Annotated in this window: 15 protein-coding genes and 1 pseudogene; 3 read left to right on the forward strand and 13 right to left on the reverse strand. The window is 69.8% G+C overall.

Going from position 1 to position 18,934, the window contains the following annotated elements; all coding sequences use genetic code 11:
• Window positions 1-240 precede the first annotated feature (240 nt).
• The gene (locus tag IG02_RS0105165; RefSeq protein ID WP_030742341.1) at window positions 241-1,587 is read right to left on the reverse strand and encodes a UDP-glucose dehydrogenase family protein; all 1,347 of its coding nucleotides are present in this window, start codon (window positions 1,585-1,587) and stop codon (window positions 241-243) included.
• Between the two features lie 362 nt (window positions 1,588-1,949).
• Here IG02_RS0105165 and IG02_RS0105170 point away from each other — a divergent pair, with 362 nt between their 5' ends.
• Entirely contained in the window at window positions 1,950-3,122 is a 1,173-nt protein-coding gene (locus IG02_RS0105170; protein ID WP_030742343.1) for an acyl-CoA dehydrogenase family protein, read from the forward strand.
• Between the two features lie 199 nt (window positions 3,123-3,321).
• On the opposite strand, the gene IG02_RS35925 is transcribed toward IG02_RS0105170, so the two are convergent.
• The 5 genes and pseudogenes from IG02_RS35925 to IG02_RS0105190 form a co-directional block, all read right to left on the reverse strand.
• On the reverse strand, window positions 3,322-4,086 hold the full coding sequence (locus tag IG02_RS35925; RefSeq protein ID WP_037802274.1) for a tyrosine-type recombinase/integrase: 765 nt from the start codon (window positions 4,084-4,086) through the stop codon (window positions 3,322-3,324).
• A gap of 110 nt (window positions 4,087-4,196) precedes the next feature.
• Window positions 4,197-4,658 (reverse strand): annotated as a pseudogene (locus IG02_RS38725) (Scr1 family TA system antitoxin-like transcriptional regulator); the annotation flags it as partial.
• Complete coding sequence (locus IG02_RS0105180) at window positions 4,655-5,179, reverse strand: DUF6879 family protein (RefSeq protein ID WP_030742345.1); 525 nt, start codon at window positions 5,177-5,179, stop codon at window positions 4,655-4,657. The pseudogene IG02_RS38725 and the gene IG02_RS0105180, both read right to left, overlap by 4 nt.
• Window positions 5,163-5,354 (reverse strand): hypothetical protein, encoded by a 192-nt coding sequence (locus IG02_RS0105185; RefSeq protein WP_030742347.1) that lies wholly within the window; start codon window positions 5,352-5,354, stop codon window positions 5,163-5,165. The genes IG02_RS0105180 and IG02_RS0105185 overlap by 17 nt, the downstream gene beginning before the upstream one ends.
• A 462-nt stretch (window positions 5,355-5,816) precedes the next feature.
• On the reverse strand, window positions 5,817-6,353 hold the full coding sequence (locus IG02_RS0105190) for a flavoprotein (protein ID WP_030742349.1): 537 nt from the start codon (window positions 6,351-6,353) through the stop codon (window positions 5,817-5,819).
• Window positions 6,354-6,449: 96 nt separating this feature from the next.
• On the opposite strand from IG02_RS0105190, the gene IG02_RS0105195 reads away from it, so the two are divergent.
• Window positions 6,450-7,637, forward strand: a complete 1,188-nt coding sequence (locus IG02_RS0105195; protein ID WP_030742350.1) for a helix-turn-helix domain-containing protein — start codon at window positions 6,450-6,452, stop codon at window positions 7,635-7,637.
• Between the two features lie 1,372 nt (window positions 7,638-9,009).
• Here the strand turns inward: IG02_RS0105195 and IG02_RS0105200 are convergent.
• The 3 genes from IG02_RS0105200 to IG02_RS0105210 all read right to left on the reverse strand — a co-directional run bounded on the left by IG02_RS0105200 (window position 9,010) and on the right by IG02_RS0105210 (window position 11,785).
• The gene (locus tag IG02_RS0105200; RefSeq protein WP_030742352.1) at window positions 9,010-9,411 is read right to left on the reverse strand and encodes a hypothetical protein; all 402 of its coding nucleotides are present in this window, start codon (window positions 9,409-9,411) and stop codon (window positions 9,010-9,012) included.
• Between the two features lie 185 nt (window positions 9,412-9,596).
• The gene (locus tag IG02_RS0105205) at window positions 9,597-10,868 is read right to left on the reverse strand and encodes a glucarate dehydratase family protein (RefSeq protein ID WP_030742354.1); all 1,272 of its coding nucleotides are present in this window, start codon (window positions 10,866-10,868) and stop codon (window positions 9,597-9,599) included.
• A 2-nt stretch (window positions 10,869-10,870) separates the two neighbouring features.
• Entirely contained in the window at window positions 10,871-11,785 is a 915-nt protein-coding gene (locus IG02_RS0105210) for a 5-dehydro-4-deoxyglucarate dehydratase (RefSeq protein WP_030742357.1), read from the reverse strand.
• Window positions 11,786-12,223: 438 nt separating this feature from the next.
• Between IG02_RS0105210 and IG02_RS0105215 the strand changes: the two genes are divergently transcribed.
• Window positions 12,224-13,612, forward strand: a complete 1,389-nt coding sequence (locus IG02_RS0105215) for an MFS transporter (RefSeq protein WP_051764463.1) — start codon at window positions 12,224-12,226, stop codon at window positions 13,610-13,612.
• Window positions 13,613-13,769: 157 nt separating this feature from the next.
• Here the strand turns inward: IG02_RS0105215 and IG02_RS0105220 are convergent, their stop codons facing one another.
• The 4 genes from IG02_RS0105220 to IG02_RS0105235 form a co-directional block, all read right to left on the reverse strand.
• Entirely contained in the window at window positions 13,770-14,210 is a 441-nt protein-coding gene (locus tag IG02_RS0105220) for a cytidine deaminase family protein (RefSeq protein WP_051764466.1), read from the reverse strand.
• Entirely contained in the window at window positions 14,210-15,481 is a 1,272-nt protein-coding gene (locus IG02_RS0105225) for an LCP family protein (RefSeq protein WP_030742364.1), read from the reverse strand. Before IG02_RS0105225 ends, IG02_RS0105220 begins: the two co-directional genes overlap by 1 nt.
• A 292-nt stretch (window positions 15,482-15,773) precedes the next feature.
• Window positions 15,774-17,009 carry a DUF1259 domain-containing protein gene (locus IG02_RS0105230; RefSeq protein WP_234314603.1) on the reverse strand — a complete coding sequence of 412 codons (1,236 nt, stop codon included), beginning with the start codon at window positions 17,007-17,009 and terminating at the stop codon, window positions 15,774-15,776.
• A 134-nt stretch (window positions 17,010-17,143) separates the two neighbouring features.
• On the reverse strand, window positions 17,144-18,694 hold the full coding sequence (locus IG02_RS0105235) for an LCP family protein (protein WP_078854208.1): 1,551 nt from the start codon (window positions 18,692-18,694) through the stop codon (window positions 17,144-17,146).
• Between the last annotated feature and the right edge of the window lie 240 nt (window positions 18,695-18,934).

Here is an 18,934-nt window from a genome sequence, read left to right on the forward strand (position 1 = left end):
CGTCCCGGTGACCGCCGTGCGCGGTCCCTTTTTAGGGCTCGGTTCACCTCCGGGGCGCTTTATGCCACTGTCGACGGTCGACCGTGCTCGGTTTGCTCGTACCTCACAAACCTGTGCGCGCTCTCCCTTTCGACAGCGGCGCGCCCCTTCGGCTCACTCGCCGGCGGACGTGTCTGGCCGGGGCGTCACGGGTACCCCGGCCTTCGGCCCACTCGCCGGCGGACGTGGGCACCCGGGACGTCAGAAAAGCGGCCGGCCCATCGCGCGGTATGTCCATCCCGCCGCCCGCCACCGCTCCGCGTCCAGCGCGTTGCGGCCGTCCAGGATCAGGCGGCGGGCCGCCGCCTCGCCCAGGGCCGCCGGGTCCAGCTCGCGGAACTCGCGCCACTCGGTCAGGTGCAGGACCACATCCGCGCCCCGCACCGCCTCCAGGGCCGACTCCGCGTACCGCAACGTCGGGAAGAGCAGCTTCGCGTTCTCCATGCCCTTCGGGTCGTACACCGTGACCTGGCCGCCCTGGAGGTGGATCTGTCCGGCGACATTGAGCGCGGGCGAGTCCCGTACGTCGTCCGAGTCGGGCTTGAAGGTCGCGCCCAGCACCGCCACCCGCTTGCCGAGGAACGACGAGTCCCCGTCCACCGCCTCCCGCGCCAGCTCCACCATGTGGCCGCGGCGCCGCATGTTGATCGAGTCGACCTCGCGCAGGAAGGTCAGCGCCTGGTCGGCGCCGAGTTCGCCCGCGCGGGCCATGAACGCCCGGATGTCCTTGGGCAGGCAGCCGCCGCCGAAGCCGATCCCGGCGCGCAGGAACTTCGGCCCGATGCGCTCGTCGTACCCCAGCGCCTCCGCCAGCTTCACGACGTCTCCGCCGGCCGCCTCGCAGACCTCGGCCATCGCGTTGATGAACGAGATCTTGGTGGCGAGGAAGGAGTTCGCGGACGTCTTCACCAGCTCGGCGGTCGGGAAGTCCGTCACCACGAACGGCGATCCCTCGGCGATCGGCCCCGCGTACACCTCGCGCAGCAGCCGCTCGGCGCGCTCGCCGCGCACGCCGACGACGATCCGGTCCGGGTGCAGGGTGTCGTGCACGGCGAAGCCCTCGCGCAGGAACTCCGGGTTCCAGGCCAGTTCCACCTCACCGCGCGCGGGCGCCAGTTCGTCGATCCGGGCCGCCAGGCGTTCCGCGCTGCCCACGGGGACCGTGGACTTGCCGACGACGAGCGCTGGCTTCGACAGGTGCTCGGCGAGGCTTTCGACGGCGGAGTCGACGTAACTCATGTCGCAGGCGTACTCGCCGTGCTTCTGCGGGGTGTTCACGCAGACGAAGTGCACGTCGCCGAAGTCCGCGGCCTCCGCGAAGTCCATGGTGAAGCGCAGCCGGCCGCTCGATCCCTCGATTCCGGCGACATGCTTGCGCAGCAGTTCCTCGAGGCCGGGCTCGTACATGGGGACCTGGCCCGTGGACAGCATCTTGATCTTCTCGGGGACCACATCGAGGCCGAGGACTTCGAACCCCAGCTCCGCCATGGCCGCGGCGTGGGTGGCGCCGAGGTAACCGGTGCCGATCACTGTGATCTTGAGGGCCATGCGGTGCTCCAGGGAGACGTGTACGGGTGGTGCTGCCGCGCGGCCGGCGTCCCCGGGCGCGCGGCCCGAGCATAGCCGCGTGTGGCAGGGGCGTCGCAGGGGCAGGTACCGCGGTGGACGCGGCGTACGGGAGTGCCGGGCGTACGGGCGCACCCGGCGTGCGCGGTGTGCATCGCGTACGCGCCGGGCCGGTGCGCACGCGGTGGGACGGGGCCGGCCACCGGCCGGGTTTCCGGGGCGGCTGTCGGCAAGCTCACCTGCCCGCTCACCTGCCCGCACTGTTCGCGTGGCGGTACGGCCTCTAAGCTTTGGTTACTTAACGGTAGTTAGCAGTCTGTTGGCAGTCTGGGGAGTGAGAGACCGTGGCAGGTTCGGCTGATTTCGATCTGTTCCGCCCGTCCGAGGAGCACGACATGCTCCGCGAGACCGTGCGCGCGCTCGCCGAGGCGAAGATCGCGCCGTACGCCGCGGCCGTGGACGAGGAGACCCGCTTCCCGCAGGAGGCACTGGACGCGCTGGTCGGCGCGGACCTGCACGCCATCCACGTCCCCGAGCAGTACGGCGGCGCCGGTGCCGACGCGCTGGCCACGGTGATCGTGATCGAGGAGGTGGCGCGGGTCTGCGCGTCGTCCTCGCTGATCCCCGCCGTGAACAAGCTCGGGTCGCTGCCCGTGATCCTCTCCGGCGGCGAGGAGCTGAAGAAGAAGTACCTGGGGCCGCTGGCCAAGGGCGACGCGATGTTCTCGTACTGCCTCTCGGAGCCGGACGCCGGCTCGGACGCGGGCGGGATGAAGACCAGGGCGGTCCGGGACGGCGACGCGTACGTCCTCAACGGCGTGAAGCGCTGGATCACCAACGCCGGGGTCTCCGAGTACTACACGGTCATGGCCGTCACCGACCCGGACAAGCGCACCAAGGGCATCAGCGCGTTCGTCGTCGAGAAGTCCGACGAGGGCGTGTCCTTCGGCGCGCCGGAGAAGAAGCTCGGCATCAAGGGCTCCCCGACCCGGGAGGTCTACCTGGACAACGTCCGCATCCCCGCCGACCGGCTGATCGGCGAGGAGGGCACGGGCTTCGCCACGGCGATGAAGACGCTCGACCACACCCGCGTCACCATCGCCGCGCAGGCCGTCGGCATCGCCCAGGGCGCGCTCGACTACGCCAAGGGCTACGTCCAGGAGCGCAAGCAGTTCGGCAAGCCGATCGGCGACTTCCAGGGCGTGCAGTTCATGCTGGCCGACATGGCGATGAAGCTGGAAGCGGCCCGCCAGCTCACCTACGCGGCCGCCGCCAGGTCCGAGCGCGTCCACCTGGGCGCCGGCAAGGAGGACCTGACCTTCTTCGGCGCCGCGGCCAAGTGCTACGCCTCGGACGCGGCCATGGAGATCACCACGGACGCGGTCCAGCTGCTCGGCGGCTACGGCTACACGCGCGACTACCCGCTGGAACGGATGATGCGCGACGCGAAGATCACCCAGATCTACGAGGGCACGAACCAGGTCCAGCGGATCGTGATGGCGAGGAACCTTCCCTAGCAGGGATTTTGCAGGTCACAGGCTATTTCAAGGGTCCGAAGGGGCATCCTTGGCTCTCTGTCCGTTGCGGCTCGATCAGGACCGTTTCTGGGCGCCATGCTGGGGGAATCCTGGGCGGATGCCGGGCTGAAAACGGCCATTGACCTGCACAAACAAAGCAGCCCCCGGCGTCATGCCGGGGGCTGTTGTCGTAAGTGGATCAGGCGACCTCTGACGCCTCTGTGGGGTCGTCGGCGCCGGGTGTCAGCATGGTTGCGATGGCGGCCCGGCCGCGCTGCTCGGCCCCTTCGAAGATGTAGTGGTAGTGCTCCCTCAGCACGTCCGTGCTGCTGTGGCCCATCCAGTCGGCCACGTCGTTCTCGGGGACTCCGGCGTACAGCAGTCGCGAGCCGTAGTAGTGCCGGAGTGAGTGAGCCTTGCAGTACTTCACCTGTCCCTTGCCCAGAGCCTCCATCCAGATCTTCGGGTAGAAGTACGACGCGTAGAGGTAGCCAGTCCGCGTCACGTTGGGGAAGAGAAGCCGCTCCGGCCCCCATACGCCGTGGTTCTTGATGTGCCGCCGTAGCTCGAAGGCGACGTTCAGCGGGAGCGGGACGGTCCGCCCTGGCTCACCTTCATCACGGGCCTTGATGTGCCGACGCTGGATCGCGCTGTTCTTCCCCGACTCGGTGTCTCCGTCCTCCGCAATCTGGAAGTCGACGCGAAGCGTCTCGGCCTTGAAGTCGATCTGATCGCGGGACACCGCCATGGCCTCACCCAGCCGCAGGCCGCACCCGGCCATGAGCCACAGCATCGCGCGGTATCGCGGAGGAGCGGCATCCAGCATCGCCAGAACTTCCCGCGTCGTGAGCCGCCGTGCAGTGCTCTTCTGCTCCCGGATCTCCTTGGCGCGGCTGCCCGCGCCCTTGACCTTCTTGCACGGGTTCCGGCCGACGATCTCGTTCTTCGCTCTCCATGGCGCCATCTTCGGCGGGCCACGGATGCGGCTCTAGCCTGTTTCCTGTTCCCGCAAAAAGTCGTCGCGGATACCTTCGACCAGGCTCCGCATTTGGTCACCGGACAATGCCACTTGTTGTCGTAGAGGACCGCTTGACGTTCAAGCCTGCCGTTGATCGTCCGGGAGAGAGAGTCCTCACTGAGACTGTGCCGTTGGAGAACGGCACGGATGTACTCCGGTGTCTGGAGCAAGCCTGGTACCAGGGCGGGCTGGAACAGCCGCAGCGTGGACATCTGGGATTCAAGGGCCTTGGCGGCCTGCTGGCCCTTGTGGACTCCGATGCGCTTCAACAGGCGCCATGCCGTTGCCTCCGTTGCCGATGCCCGCGCAGCCTCGGTGTACTCCGCCTTGACCTCATCCGAGACGTCGATGGCGGTCAGGATGCGTTCTACGTCCGTCGCGCTGGCCGCGAGCTTCGCATTTTCAATCTTGGACAGCTTGGACGGAGACATGAGGGCGCTGCGGGCCACGGCTTTGGCTTCCTTGCCGGATGCCACTCGCAGCGCCCGCAGCGCGGCTCCAAGCTGTGCTCTGTTCACGTCCCGTACTTGGCCCACCATTCGGTGAACGGTTCCGCGTGCGCGAGAGCCGCGTCACGGTGCCCGGAGAATTCCGTCGCTCGTTCCGATGGCAGGACTTCCGAGCCGAGGTACTTTCCGGCGCTGTCGTAGTTCATCACGGCCACGGACTCGGAGTCGAAGAGCCAGAAGTCAGGTACGTTCTGTAGGGGGCTCGGCCTGTCGGTGATGTCGAGAATGAAGAACTCCTCGCCCCCGGACATGTTCTTCTGGTACCCCCACCCGAGTTCGAACCTAAGGTAGTCCGTGAGTGGGCGGCGCAGAATGTGAACCCGGTAGACTCGTTTCCCTTTTCCGGTGTGTGAGCGGAGTTCTTCGACCCAGCCCGCGTTGTAGTCGTCCGGCTGTGGCTCCCCGGTCAGGAACGCGTGATAGGCATCGACGTTCCCCGACTTGCTGTAGTCGTCAAGGGTTTCGAGTCGGAACGCCTCATGCTGGAACGTGTCGAAGAGGTCGACGAGGGTCCTAGATGAGGTTGTCACGGATGGCCTTCTGGATCAGTTTCATCGGGATCTCGACCAGGGTTTCGTGAGCGGGAATCTGAAGCCCGTGGTCGGTCGGAGTCTCTCCCTGAACCAGGAGCGTGCCGCGATCCGTCGCGTAGATCGTCGGGCAGTCCTTGATGTCGCACGTGCTGACCAGCTTGGTGACCTTCATGGTCTGGGTTCCCTCTTCCGTGCTGCCAGTACCCCGCGTCTGGGTTGATGCTCCCGAGGCCAGGGCGTGCGGGTCAAGCGATCACGGTTGACGGAACGGGAAACCGCATAACCTCCCCGGAGCCTGCCGCTCCTCCGACCGGTGGGGGAGGCTTCCGCCGGTGCCGCGCCGACCTGGGCGGGTCCTGACGATCACGGGGAAGTGCTGGGGAGCACTCTGCCATGAGGGGTGTCCGTGCAGGTCAGCGCCGTATGGCCTGTAAAGCACCCAGATCTACGAGGGCACGAACCAGGTCCAGCGGATCGTTATGGCGAGGAACCTGCCGTAGAGGGTCCTCGGGTCGCGAGCGGCTTCGCTGCCGACGGCCGGGCGTCAGGTGCCCGGCCGTCGGAGGCCAATCTCAGGCGGCCCGCACTCGCGCGGGCTGACCGAAGTCCGGTCGTCGGCACTGCGAGCGCCCGATTATCCGCCGGTCACCCTCTCGACCGCGGCAAGCGCCGTGTCCCACGGATAGGGCTTCTTCTCACCCGGCTGGTTCGGTACGAAGCCACCTTCTCCGTACAGCACCGTCACGCCCATGTCTCTCAGTTCGGCAACGCTCCGGCCAAGCCTTCGATGCTGGGCGTATGCGGCGTTCACGCACGGCATCGTCACGAGCGGGATTCCCTTGCCGATTCCCTCCGCGCACACGCCCACGACGAACTTCGACGTCAGGCCGAGTGCCCACTCGTTGATCGTGTTGAACGTGGCCGGTGCCAACAGGATTGCGTCGGCCTTTGGCCACACGTCCTCCTCGCCGGGCATCTTGTACTCAGAACGCACGGGCCCGCCGGTCAGCCGCTCCAACTCGGTTGTCTGTGTGACCAGCCATCGGGCCGCGGTCGGCGTCAACCCGAGCCGTACCTCCCACCCCCGCGACTTCGCCTCGCCGATCACCTCGGCGACATCGAAGACCGGGGGCGCCGCGCTGCCGAACAGGTAGAGAGTCCGTGAAGTCATGCGTCCAGTCGATCACAGGCAGCCGCCTTCGAACCGGGCGTTGCAACGACGGGCGCGAGTAACGTTCCAGATGACGCGTCAGGAACGGTAACGCGTATGTCCAGCAGGACCGATGACGACCACACCGGCACCCGTATCAAGGAACAGCGCAAGCTGGCGCGCCTGACCCAACGTCGGCTGGCCGAGCGTATTCCGTATTCGTACAGCCTCCTCAACCAGGTGGAGTGCGGTGCTCGTCCGGCGACCGACGAATTCGTCGCCGCAGTGGCGCGGGCTCTCGGAGTCGATGTCCGCGTCCTGACGGGGCAGCCGTATGTCAGCCAACTCCGGCAGGACCGCCTCTCGGCTCTTGTACGGCCGATTCGTGAAGCGCTCGACCTGTACGACTTGGGAGCGAACCCCGACCTTACTGCCCGCCCGGCCGACGTTCTGATCGGGAAGGCGGATCAGCTCTGCCAGGACGTACGGGCAACTCACCTCCGCAAAGCGGCCGAGAAACTGCCCTGGTTGATCGCGGAGTTGACGCACGTGGCGTGGTCGGCCCCGTCGACTACGGTCTGGCAGGCTCTCGCCTCCACGTATCGGACCGCGCACGATATCGCCGTCAAGATCGGCTTCTTCGATTTGTCCACGGTGGCTCTCGACCGGATGGACTGGGCGGCCGCCAGGGCATCGGATCCGTGTCTCGCCGCGATCCGGCAGTACAAGCGAGCCCTCGGGTACCACAAGGTCGGGGCTCCCGTCGGGGGACAGAGGCTCATCGCCTCCGGTCACAGCCTTCTCGCCCTGGAATCCTCCCGAGAGGCACTTGTGGTCACGGGGCAACTGCACCTCGGCGCATCCGCCGTCGCGGCCCGGGCCGGCGACGAGGGTGCTGTCGCCGCGCACATCAAGGCGGCGAGCGACCTGGCGAAGCGCGTGGGCGGAGAGGCCGGTGAGATCCACTGGTTGTCGTTCGGCCACACGAACGTACATCTGCATGAGATGGGTGCGGCAGTCGCGATGCGCCAGTACGACAAGGCGCTGGTCCAGGCGAGGAAGATGAAGCTTCCGCCCGACCTGCTCACGAGCCGACGAGCCCGGTTCCTGGTCGACCGGGCGCTTGTCGAAATGGAAACCGGACACTCGGACAAGGCGCTGGAGTACCTCGTCAAGGCTCGCAAAGCCGCTCCAGAGCAGACCCGTTATCACCCCGCAGCACGGGAGACCATCTCAGGGCTGGTCCGCAAGGCTCGGACCACGCCCGACACTCTGGGGCACATGGCCGCCTGGGTCGGCCTGTAGTAACACTCACAGTAGCCCGGCTCACGGTCGGCGCCGTCTCGGCTGGACGGGCCGACGGAGCACGTGGTGCGCACTCGCTGGACACAGAGGTTCGGGTTTGCCCGTGATCTCCCTCCGTCTCATGCTCCCGGGGCCGACGATCTTCCGCCTCGGCACCTGCTTCATCTGCCGTCGACCCGAGCTCTCCACGGTCCGGATCGGCACGATGTCCAGCCCCGGCGGCCCTGGGCATCGCGCCTACGACACACCGCTGTCCGTCTGCCGTGTCTGCCTGGGACGCCGGATGCTCATGCATCACACCGCACACGCTGACCCAGCCCGCCCATACCTGGCCACCGGCCATCCCTGCTGATTGAGGTCCCGATGTTCTGTGACCACTGCGGGCAGCCGATCCTGCCAGGCCAGCGGTACACCACCCACCACGTCGAAACCGGCACCGGCGCCGCTCCGCCGGTCCACTGGCACACCGCGCCGTGCGGCCAGTCTCCAGCATCGATGCCGCGACGGTCGCCGTTACGGGCCGTCGACCCCGCCGCTGTGTAAGCGGCTGTGACTCCCGCCCCGGCCGGGCTCCCGGCCAGGAACAGCCGACCGGGGCGGGTGGGCCACCAGGGCCCAGCTCTGCACCACCCGGCGTCCGGACGGACCGGGCGCCGGCTCACAGGTACAGGAGATCACCATGCGACACCTGCTCGGCCTGGTCAACGGCGGAGAAGACGACGGCGGAGAAGACGACGGTCCGGCGGTAACCCGTCCGGCGGCTGCGGCGAGGGCGACGGCTGCGGCCGTCAGTAACAACGCGTCACACCATTGAAGTGTGCGGCCTCGCCTTTGAGCGGGGCCGCACGGCCACCACTCTCGCAAGGAGAGGTGCCCCATCACCACGCCTACATGTGGCTCGGTCACGGCGACGTACTCGTGAGGCCCGGAGACGCACCACGTCGCCCGGCACACGACGAGTTCCGCACTACACAGGTCATGCCTCTCGAAAGGGCGGATTTGCTGCTCAAGGCCGCCTCCCGGATCGAAGCCACGTTCGTGGAACCGAAGGAAGCGGCACTCTGGTACGCGGAAACAGTGGCAGCCCACGCCCCGACATTCGTCGGTGCCTATGGGGCATCCCCCGATCAAGACGAGATCGTCCGGCGACTGTCGGTCGGTGAGGACGCAGTCGGCGGCTGGTGGGTTGTCGGCGGTCGCTTCCTCGGCGCCCGGTTCGCGCGCGGCTTCGCCGCCGACGGCCGGGCGTCAAGTGCCCGGCCGTCGGAGGCCGACCTCAGGCGGCCCGCACTCGCGCGGGCTGCCCGAAGCCCGGAGTCCGGGATGAGCCACTGCTCCTCGCAGGCGGCAAGCCCGGGCCCTCGCGTGCGTGTCAGGGCTTGCGGACTGTTGCGCCGGCCACCGTGTTGGCCGCGTGGTCCTGGAAGTGGACCTTGACGTAGGCGGCCCCGCCGCGCACGTTCGCGGGCACGTTGAGCGTGTACTTCGCTGTCGTACCGCAGACCCACGGCGTGATGGCGTAGCCCAGTTCCTTGCCGTTGGCGGCGTGGGCGGAGGCGTAGGTCCGCCGGCAGTCGTTCTTGCTCACGGACTTCTGCTGCCCGACCACGGCCACCGACCGGTTGTTGAACGTCACGGTTCCCTTCGACCAGGTCTGGCCCCACTTGAGGTGGTAGCCGGGTGCTGCTGCGGCGACCGGCAACGCGGGAAGGGCGACGACCATCCCGACGGCCATGCTCAAGGCGCCGAAACCGGCAGCGATCTTCGAACGCATACTGTCTCCTCACGGGATCGATGCGGCGGACGACGGAGCGACGACGGCTCCGATGCACACCACGGTGTCCTGGCACCGGACCGGGCGGCCACCGAACGCCTGGCCGCACAGATTTGCTGCCCGACCGGCAGTCTCGAACGGACCCGGACACGCTGATTTCCCGCATGGGTGGCCAGTACGGCGACCTACCAGCGCGGAATCGCCACCCGGTACGTCGGGTTGATGCTCCGCATGTAGCCCGTGTCGTCCCGGTCGCGCAGGCCGCAGGACAGGTACTGCTCGTGCAGGGTCCCCAGCGCGTCGCGGTCGAGCGTGACGCCGAGGCCGGGGGTGGTGGGGGCCGTCACCGAGCCGTCCTTGAACTCCAGTACGCCGGGCTCGATGACGTCCTCGGTCTTCCACGGCCAGTGCGTGTCGCACGCGTAGGTGAGGTTGGGCGTGGCCGCCGCCAGGTGGACCATCGCCGCGAGGCTGACTCCCAGGTGCGAGTTCGAGTGCATGGACAGTCCCATGTCGAACGTGTCGCAGATCCCGGAGAGGAGCTTGGAACGGCGCAGGCCGCCCCAGTAGTGGTGGTCGGAGAGGATGACCTGGACGGCGTCCACCGCCACGGACGGCTTGATCTCGTCGAAGGCGACGACGCACATGTTCGTCGCCAGCGGCATCGACACCTCGCGCGCGACGGCCGCCATGCCCTCGATGCCCGGCGTCGGGTCCTCCAGGTACTCCAGCACCCCGTCCAGCGCCCGGCCGACCTCGATGGACGTGGGCACCGACCAGGCGGCGTTCGGGTCGAGCCGCAGGGGGTGGTCCGGGAACTCCGCGCGCAGCGCCCGGATCGCCTCCACCTCCTCCTCGGGCGGCAGGACCCCGCCCTTGAGCTTGATCGCGGTGAATCCGTACGCGTCGACCATCCGCCGGGCCTGGGCCACGACGCCTTCCGGGTCCAGCGCCGCGCCCCACGCGTCCGGCTCACCGCCCGGATGGGCGGCCCACTTGTAGAACAGGTAGGCGCTGAACGGGACCGAGGGCCGTACCGCTCCGCCCAGCAGGTCGGAGACGGGCCGGCCACTGGCCTGTCCCTGGACGTCCAGCAGCGCGACCTCGAACGGGGACTGCACGCGGTCGACCGTGCTGCTCGTGGTGACCATCCCGGTCAGTCCGGTCCCGCCGTCGCCGCCGACGCGCGCCACGACCGCGCCGACGCGCCGGTGCAGTTCCTCGGTCGCGTAGACGTCGAGCCCCACGATGTCCTCGGCCACGGCGTTCAGCCGCTCCAGGTGCTTGGCGTCGGCGTACGTCTCGCCGAGCCCGGTGAGCCCCCCGTCGGTGTGCACCTCGACGATCGCGCGCAGCGCGTACGGCTCGTGGACGCCTACGGAATTGAGCAGCGGCGGGTCCCGGAACGCGACCGGGGTGATGGTGACGGAGGAGATGCGCAGCCGTTCGGCGGTCATGGTCAGGCCTTCCCTGCGAGGTCGAGTCCGCGCTCCAGGAGCGAGGAGAGGGCGTCGAGGTCTTCCGGAGTGGGGTCGGTCAGCGGGGCGCGGACCGGCCCGGCGGCCAGGCCGCGCAGCCGGGCGCCCGCCTTGACCAGCGAGACCGCGTATCCCGGGAGCTTGTTCCGCAACTCCACCAGCGGGTGGAAGAAGTCCGCCTGGAGCTCCTCGACCCGTGCGTCGTCCCCGGTGGTCACGGCCCGGTGGAAGGCCAGCGAGATCTCGGGGGCGAAGCTGAAGACGGCCGACGAGTACAGCGGAACGCCGGCGGCCCGGTAGGCGGGTACGGACGCCTCCGCGGTGGGCAGCCCGTTGAAGAACTGGAACCGCTTGCCGCTGTCGCGCAGCGACTGGCGGATCGCCACCACGGTGCGGGACAGCGTCTCGATGTCGCCGACACCGTCCTTGAAACCGACGACGTTGTCGAGGGCGGCGACCCGCACCGCGGCGTCCAGGCCGAACCGGGCGTTGGCGCGGTTGTAGACGATGAGCGGGAGCCCTGCGGCGCCCGCCACCTGGCGGGTGTACTCCACCAGTCCGTCCTGCGGCGCGGTGACCAGGTAGGGCGGCAGCAGGAGCAGGCCGTCGGCCCCGGCCTCGCGCGCCGCGGCGGCGCCGGCCACGGCGTTCGGCAGCGCGCCGCCCGCACCGGCGAAGACCGGCACGGCCCCGTCGGTGGCCTCGACCGCGGCGCGTACGACGTCCGCGTGCTCCCGGGGCGACAGAGCGTGGAACTCGCCGGTTCCGCAGGCGGGAAAGACGGCTCCGGCACCGGCGGCCACCCCGGCCCGTACGTGCTCCTTCAGGACCGGGAGGTTCGGGCCGCCGTCGGGGCCGAAGGGGGTGACCGGAAAGAACAACACTCCGTCAAGCATAAGGTTCCGTTCATACATGTGACTTGCGTGTGCACCCGTGTACGAGGCGCCAACTTAAGTGCCCTCGGTCGGTGCGTCAATCCTGGTCGAGCGGCAGATGGCCCGCCCCGGCGCCCTCCCGCACCGGCTGATGAGATTCCGTGAGCAAGTCATTGACCCGGAGGACACGCCTCCGTAACGTGACCACACGTGTGAAGCTGGTTCACATACGTGTACGGCGGGACGTCTGTCGCGACCCACGGGCGCGGCCCCGGTGTGTGCCGCCCCGATACGACGCGGCCCCATGCGGTGCGGCCCCTACAGGGGGCGGTGCGGCCCTGACGGGGTGCGGTGCGGCCCCCGCGCCCGGCGAACGGAGTCCGGTCGGCGCGGTCGACGGCGTGGGGCACCGGGGACGGCCGGTCACACCTTCACGGCAATTCACAGTGGGAGACAAAGATGGTCCCGCAGCTTCCCAGGAAGCGCCCGGCGAGCGGGAGCGAGCCGGACGCGGAGAGCCGCGCAGTCGGCAAGTTCCTCCGCCGCATGCTGCCCCTCCTGGTCCTGATGCTGGTGGTCAACCAGATGGACCGGACGAACGTCGGATTCGTCCAGGCGGACCTGAAGGCTGACATCGGTGTCAGTGCCACCGCCTACGGCCTCGGTGCCGGCCTGTTCTTCATCGGGTACGCCCTCTTCGAAGTCCCCAGCAACATGCTGATGGAACGTTACGGCGCCCGGGTCTGGCTCACCCGCATCATGATCACCTGGGGCACGGTGATCGTGGCGATGTCCTTCATCCACAACGTCACGGTCTTCTACATCCTGCGGTTCCTCCTCGGTGTCGCCGAGGCCGGCTTCTTCCCCGGCGTGCTCCTCTACTTCACCAAGTGGCTGCCGGACTCCAGCCGTGGCAGGGCGAGCGCGATCTTCCTGGGCGGATCCGCCACCGCCTACATCGTGACCGGCCCGATCACCGGCGCGCTGCTGGAGATGCACGGCGTGGCCGGCATCGCCGGCTGGCGCTGGATGTTCGGTCTGGAGGGCGTCTTCTCCATCGTGGTCGGCATCGTGGCGGGCTTCTTCCTGGTCTCCCGCATCCAGGACGCCCGCTGGCTCACGCAGGAGGAGAAGGACGCGCTCAGCGCGGCGGTCGCGCGGGACGAACAGGCCCGCGACCGCGCGCCCAAGGTCTCGAAGCTCAAGCTGCTGGTCCATCCCCAGGTCGCCCTGCTGACCGGCGTCTTCTTCGCCATGGCGCTCACCGGCTACGCGATCACCTTCTGGCTGCCGAGCCTGGTCGCGGAGATCGGCGGGCTCTCGCCCTTCCAGATCGGCCTGCTGTCCGCCATCCCGTGGATCTGCGCCGTGATCGCCATGTACACGGTCAGCCACTTCGCCGACGGCGCGCCGGACCGACGCCCGTACCTCGTGGCCGCCCTCATCCTGTCGGCGGTCGGCGCCTTCCTGGCCACGCTCGGCTCGCCGTGGTTCGGGCTGCTGGCCATCACGCTGGCCGCGATCGGCGGAAAGTGCGCCGCCACCGTGTTCTGGCCGATGGCGCAGGCCGGCCTGGACTTCAAGATCGCCGCGGCCGGGCTGGCGATCGTGAACTCCCTGGGCAACCTCGGCGGTTTCGTCTCGCCCACGCTCTTCGGCTACCTCAAGGACACCACCGGCAGTACGAACGGCGGCCTGTACAGCCTCGCGACGGCGTCCGTCCTGGCGGCCGGCGCGGTCTTCCTCATCCGCCGCGGCGGAGGATCGGCCGGCTCCGGTGAGCCGCTGCCGGCCCAGGGGACGGCGGGCGCGGCGCAGGGCGAGACGACGCCGCCGCGGATCGCCTGACGGTCTGACTCGCGTGGCGGCCCGCGCGGCCGTACGGACCCGTCGTACGGGCGCCCGGACGGGGCGTCGTGCGAACGCGCGGGCGCCGGGTGAGTTGTTCTCACCCGGCGCCCGCGCATGGTCGGCCGACCGTTCGTTTCCCCAGCCGGTCCGCCCCTCAGTCCGCGTGGTCCGCCCAGACGTAGCTCTCCGGGAGCAGGTCCCCGACGGCCACCGCCCGCGGCCCGTCGGCCGCGGGCACGATCACCCGCATGCCCGGGAAGTAGTCCAGCAGGACCTGGCGGCAGCGCCCGCACGGCGACACGACGCCCCGGTCGCGGTCGCCCACGGCGACCATCGTCGTCAGCTCGTATGCCCCCTGGGCCGCTGCCGCGCCCAGGACGACCAGTTCCGCGCACGGGCCGCCGGTGAAGTGGTAGGCGTTCAGGCCCGTGATGATCCGGCCGTCCGCCGCGCGGGCGGCCGCCGCCATCGTGTGGCGGTCGCCGCGGGCGCGGGTCCGCGCGACGGCCGCCGCCGCCTCGATCAGCTCATGGTCCGGCTCGTCGCGGCGCGGCCCGTCGTGGTCCGGCTCGTGGCGCGGCTCGGAGGTGTCCATCAGTCGCCGGAGACCGTGACCGTCTCGTCGTTGTTGAGCTGGTTCACCAACTGCTTGACCTTCTCCTTGTCCCACACGAGGTTGCCGCCCACGCTGCCCGAGATCGGCATGTTCATGGACTTCCCCTCACCGCCCGTGACGCCCTTCATCGCGAAGAACATCTGGCCCAGCGACCACAGCGACATGTCCTTGTCCACGATCAGCGTGTCCAGGCCCGCGCCCATCGTCGGGTAGAGCTTGAACGGGTTGAGGATCGTGCCCGGCGTTGCCGTCTGGGAGGCCAGGGCCGCCAGGAACTTCTGCTGGTTCTTCGTACGGTCCAGGTCACTGCCCGCGAACGCGTACCGCGTCCGCACGAACGCCAGCGACTGCTCGCCGTCCAGGGTCTGCTTGCCCGCCTGGAAGTCCGCCCCGGACTTCTTGTCCTTGAACGCCTTCGGGATGTCGATCTCCACGCCGCCGATCGCGTCCACGATGTTGGCGAAGCCGGCGAAGCCGATCTCCACGTAGTGGTCGATGTGCAGGCCGGTGTTGAACTCGACGGTGCGGACCAGCAGCTCCGGTCCGTCCTCCGCGTACGCCGCGTTCAGCTTGGTCTGCCGGCCCGTGTTCGGGTAGACCTTGCCGGAGTCCGACCCCTTGAACGAGGGGATCGTCACGTTCGAGTCGCGCGGCAGGGAGATCAGCGTCGGGCCGTTCGAGCCGTCGTGCAGGATCATCATCGAGTCCGTGCGCTTGCCCTCGGCCGAACCCGTGTGGAGCTGCTTCTTCTGCTCGTCGGTCATGCCCTCACGGCTGTCCGAGCCGACGATCAGGTAGTTCGTGCCGTCGCCCTGCGCCGGGCGCTCGATGACCTTGGAGAGGTCGACCTCCCGGTTGAGCTTTCCGTCGGCCCAGAAGTACGTGCCGATGGAGACGCCGAGTATCACGATCACCAGCGTGAGCGCGCCCAGCTTGATCCGGCGTCCCCAGTCGGGCGCGGGCCGCGTCGGGCCCATGGCGCCGGCCCGGCGGTAGCCGCCGTCGCCCGGGCCACCGCCGGAGGGGGAGCCGTACACCTGGCCCGTGTTGTACGCCGGATCCGGGCCGGCACCGGGCGGCGGCCCGGCACCCGGGCCGGGGGCGTACCCCTGCCCCTGCCGGGGCACGCCGCGTGACTGCACATGGGGCATCACGCGCGCGCCCTCGGGCTGGGCGCCCCCACTGCCGCGTCCGTAGCGGTCGCGCCGCTCACCGCGGTCGCCGGTCCATCCGTCGGGCCAATCATTCATGCGCACCAGTGTGCCGGGCCCGCTCGTACGCCATACAGGGGTCATGGGAAATCGGGGCGGCCCTGTTGCGAATCTGATGCATTCACCTGGTCGGAGGCGGCCGAACGGGTGGGACGGGTGGTCGTACGGGGTGGGACGCGTAACCGTGCGGGTGGGGCAGGTGGCCGTTCCAGGTGGGACGCGTGACCGTGCGGCGGAGTGGGTGACCGTGCGGCGGCGCGGGCGGCCGTACGGGTGAGACGGCGGGAGGCGGCACCCGGCTCCGGTACCGCCTCCCGGCCGCTCCGGGCCCTCAGTCGCCCCCGCCCTGACCGCCCGGTGTGACGCGGGTGGCGTCCAGCGCCGGGCGCAGCGCCCTGGCGATCCTGACCCCGTCGCCCACGGCCCAGATGTGCGTGAAGAACAGCCGGGGCTCCTCCGACAGACCGTGGTTGTGCAGCTCGACGAGGTTGATCTTCCCCTGCCGCAGCCGGGCGAGGACCTTCGGGACCTCGTCCGCCACCATGACGAAGTCACCGCTGAGCGCGACCCGGCCGCCGCCCAGGAGCTGCATGTTGAACGCCGTGGACGCGCCGAGGCCCTGGGGCAGTTCCATGCCGCGGTCGACGATCGTCTCGCGGCGGTGGAAGACGATCTTGTAGAGACCGCCGTCGTTGGAGCCCGTTCCGCCCAGCGCGGCGTCGATCCGCCGGGTGTCCAGGTCGAGCGGCGGATTCTCCAGGCTCCGGGGGCGCGGCTGGGGCGCCGGGGTGGCCGTGCGGTCGATGGCCGCGCGTACGCCGCGGGCCAGCGCCACCGCGTCGTGGCCGTGCGCGTGGACGTGGATCCACCACACGTCGGGGGAGTGGGCGAGCAGGTGCTTGTGCAGCGCGGTCATCTCGATGTGGTGCGCGAACAGCGCGTCGGACACCCGCTGGAGCTCGTTCTCCGCGCAGACCAGGTCGCCCATGACCAGCGTGGAGCCGTCCTCGTAGCGCACGAAGGCCACGTGCGAGCCGAGGGCCAGCCCCGGGGACACCTTGACGCCGTACGAGACGACGTCCAGGTCGGTGCGCGGGAAGCGGGCGTGGAGGAACTCGCCGCGCACCATGCTGGGACCGCCGGAGAGCCCCAGCGCCTTGACGACGTGGTCCCAGTCGCCCGCCTTGGTCCTGACCGGCTTGAGGGGGCGTCCGTGACCCGAGTGGTCCGGGCCGCGCGGGTGCCCGGAGTGGTCCGGGGGGACCGGGCCGCCGCCGCGCCGGGTGTCGGCGTGGGCGGTGGCCGTGCCCGGCCCGGCCAGTCCCGTTCCGGCCATGCCCACCCCGGCCAGCAGCGGCGCGAACGCGGCGGCGGCCAGGAGCCGGCGCCGCGGTGCCCCGGCGGTTGTGCCGGTCCGCGGTGTCCCGGCGAGTACCCCGGTTCGGGGGCCGCCCGCTTTCCCCGCGCCGGTGTTCCGTGCGTCCGTTCCTCGCGTGTGCGTTCGCGGCGTGGCGGTCCGTGGCGTGGCGGCCCCGGGGGACATGTCCTGCTCTCGGTTTCCGCTCACCTTCTGAGCACCTCCATACGTGGACGTAGGTCTGCGTCCGTCGCGAGTGGTGGACCCCGGACCCCGGACCCCGGACCCCGTAGCCGGGCCGGGCCGCCGTCCCACGGCACGTGCCGCGGCCGTGCCGTGAGTGTTCAGGGACACACGGCCTGGTCCCCGGTCATCGCCTCGAACGCGCCCTTGGACGCATTCTGAGCGCGAACGGGCGTCACCGCTCGGTAGTCGGATCCCGCCAGCACCTTCAGCGTCGGACCCTGCTGGGGGACGGGGCGCAGCTCACTGCCCGGAAGCGCGGCCGCCAGGGACTTCGCGGAGCGGTCCCAACGCGGGTCGTACATGACGACCGTCCGGCGTACGTCGGGTCCGTCCGAGCCCAGCGGAGCCCCGGTCGTGCGGAAGCCCGTGGCGCGCAGGGCGTCGTCCACGCGCCGGCCGAGGCCGTCCGTCGGCGTGCCGTTGTAGACCTGCACCCGGATGTCCTGCGGCCGGACCTCGACCACCTTCCCGCCCTTGGCGTCCCTGGTGCTGTCCCCGGCGCTCCCCTCGGCGCTTCCATCGGGGTTCCCCTCGTCGCCGTCGGAAGGCGGCTCCGGAGCCAGCGGCTTGTCCTCGCGCACGGCGTCGAACAACTCCTTCGACTTCACCGGGTCCCAGGTCAGCGCCGTACCGCCACCGGGCACCGGGATCTCGGCGGGCGCCAGCGGCACGGACGTGAACTCCGACGAGGACGGGGAGAAGCCGCGCATCGCCTCGTTCACGGCGAGCATCTGCCGCATGCCGAATCCGGCGTCGGCCCGGACCGAGCCCAGCACCGTGGCGGCGACCTTCTGGAACCTCACCGGGTTCAGCAGCACCCCGCTGGAGGTCGCCCGGCTGATGAGAGCCGCCACGAAGCGCTGCTGGCGGCGCATCCGGCCCAGGTCGGCGGCGTTGTCGAGGTGGCGGGACCGTACGTACTGGAGCGCCTGGCCGCCGTTCAGCCGGTGCGTGCCCGGTGCCAGCGCGAGACCGGTGTAGGTGTCCTTGAGCGGCTGCGGGGTGCAGATGTCCACGCCGCCCACCGCGTCCACCGTCTTCATGAAGTTCGCGAAGTCGATCTCCAGGTAGTGGCTGATCTTGACCCCGGTCATCCGCTCCACGGTCCGGACCGTGAGGCTCGGCCCGCCCTCGGCGTAGGCCGCGTTGATCTTCACCGGGTGGGGCTTGTGGTGCTCGCCGGTGGTGGTGTCGGTGTGTTCCGGCAGTTCCGCGTAGCTGTCCCGGGGGACGCTCACCACGCTCGCGCGCCGCCCGTCCTCCGAGAGGTGGACGAGCATGATCGTGTCCGTGCAGTGGCAGGGCTCGCCACCGAGCCGGTAGGTCCGCCGCTGCTCCTCGGTGATCTTGTCGCGGCCGTCGGTGCCCACGAGGAGGATGTTCAGGCCGTGGCCCGCGTCGGGGCGGTTCTTCATGTCCTTGAACGGGTCGACCCGGCCGATCTCCGTGTCCAGGCTGGTCACGACGGCGTGGCCGATGCCGCCGACGCCCAGCACCAGGACGGACAGGGTCGTCACCAGCCGGGTGCCCCAGCGTGGCCGGGCCCCCCGGGGGCCGCCCCGCCGCCGGTTCCTGGTCCCGGTCCGGGGCCGTGCGGGAGCCGTGGGCGGGGGCACCGCACGGCTGTCCGGGCGAGGCGGTGTGGGCACGGCGGGACCTCCGCGGTGACGGGGCCTCCGCACGGACGCCGAGGGGCTACGGACGTTGGGGAGTACGGACGCCGAGGGGCTACGGACGGTGGGGGAGCCGAGAGGCTGCGGACGGTGGGAATCGCCAGAACGGTAGGCCCATATGATCAGTGCCCCGGGGCAGCCACCCGGGCGGGGCGCGTCGCGTTCCCCCGTTCGCGGTAACGTGGCCGGGCCAGCGCCGTCTCCCGAATCCGGTCA

Origin of the sequence: Streptomyces sp. NRRL F-5135, assembly GCF_000719775.1 — a bacterium.
GTDB lineage: Bacteria > Actinomycetota > Actinomycetes > Streptomycetales > Streptomycetaceae > Streptomyces > Streptomyces hebeiensis.

What these genes read in the sequence shown, in the direction of transcription:
- IG02_RS0105165 (WP_030742341.1), bottom strand. Translation starts at nt 1,587, where the DNA reads ATGGCCCTCAAGATCACAGTGATCGGCACCGGTTACCTCGGCGCCACC.
- IG02_RS35925 (WP_037802274.1), bottom strand. Translation starts at nt 4,086, where the DNA reads ATGGCGCCATGGAGAGCGAAGAACGAGATCGTCGGCCGGAACCCGTGC.
- IG02_RS0105185 (WP_030742347.1), bottom strand. Translation starts at nt 5,354, where the DNA reads ATGAAGGTCACCAAGCTGGTCAGCACGTGCGACATCAAGGACTGCCCG.
- IG02_RS0105190 (WP_030742349.1), bottom strand. Translation starts at nt 6,353, where the DNA reads ATGACTTCACGGACTCTCTACCTGTTCGGCAGCGCGGCGCCCCCGGTC.
- IG02_RS0105195 (WP_030742350.1), top strand. Translation starts at nt 6,450, where the DNA reads ATGTCCAGCAGGACCGATGACGACCACACCGGCACCCGTATCAAGGAA.
- IG02_RS0105200 (WP_030742352.1), bottom strand. Translation starts at nt 9,411, where the DNA reads ATGCGTTCGAAGATCGCTGCCGGTTTCGGCGCCTTGAGCATGGCCGTC.
- IG02_RS0105205 (WP_030742354.1), bottom strand. Translation starts at nt 10,868, where the DNA reads ATGACCGCCGAACGGCTGCGCATCTCCTCCGTCACCATCACCCCGGTC.
- IG02_RS0105210 (WP_030742357.1), bottom strand. Translation starts at nt 11,785, where the DNA reads ATGCTTGACGGAGTGTTGTTCTTTCCGGTCACCCCCTTCGGCCCCGAC.
- IG02_RS0105215 (WP_051764463.1), top strand. Translation starts at nt 12,224, where the DNA reads ATGGTCCCGCAGCTTCCCAGGAAGCGCCCGGCGAGCGGGAGCGAGCCG.
- IG02_RS0105220 (WP_051764466.1), bottom strand. Translation starts at nt 14,210, where the DNA reads ATGGACACCTCCGAGCCGCGCCACGAGCCGGACCACGACGGGCCGCGC.
- IG02_RS0105225 (WP_030742364.1), bottom strand. Translation starts at nt 15,481, where the DNA reads ATGAATGATTGGCCCGACGGATGGACCGGCGACCGCGGTGAGCGGCGC.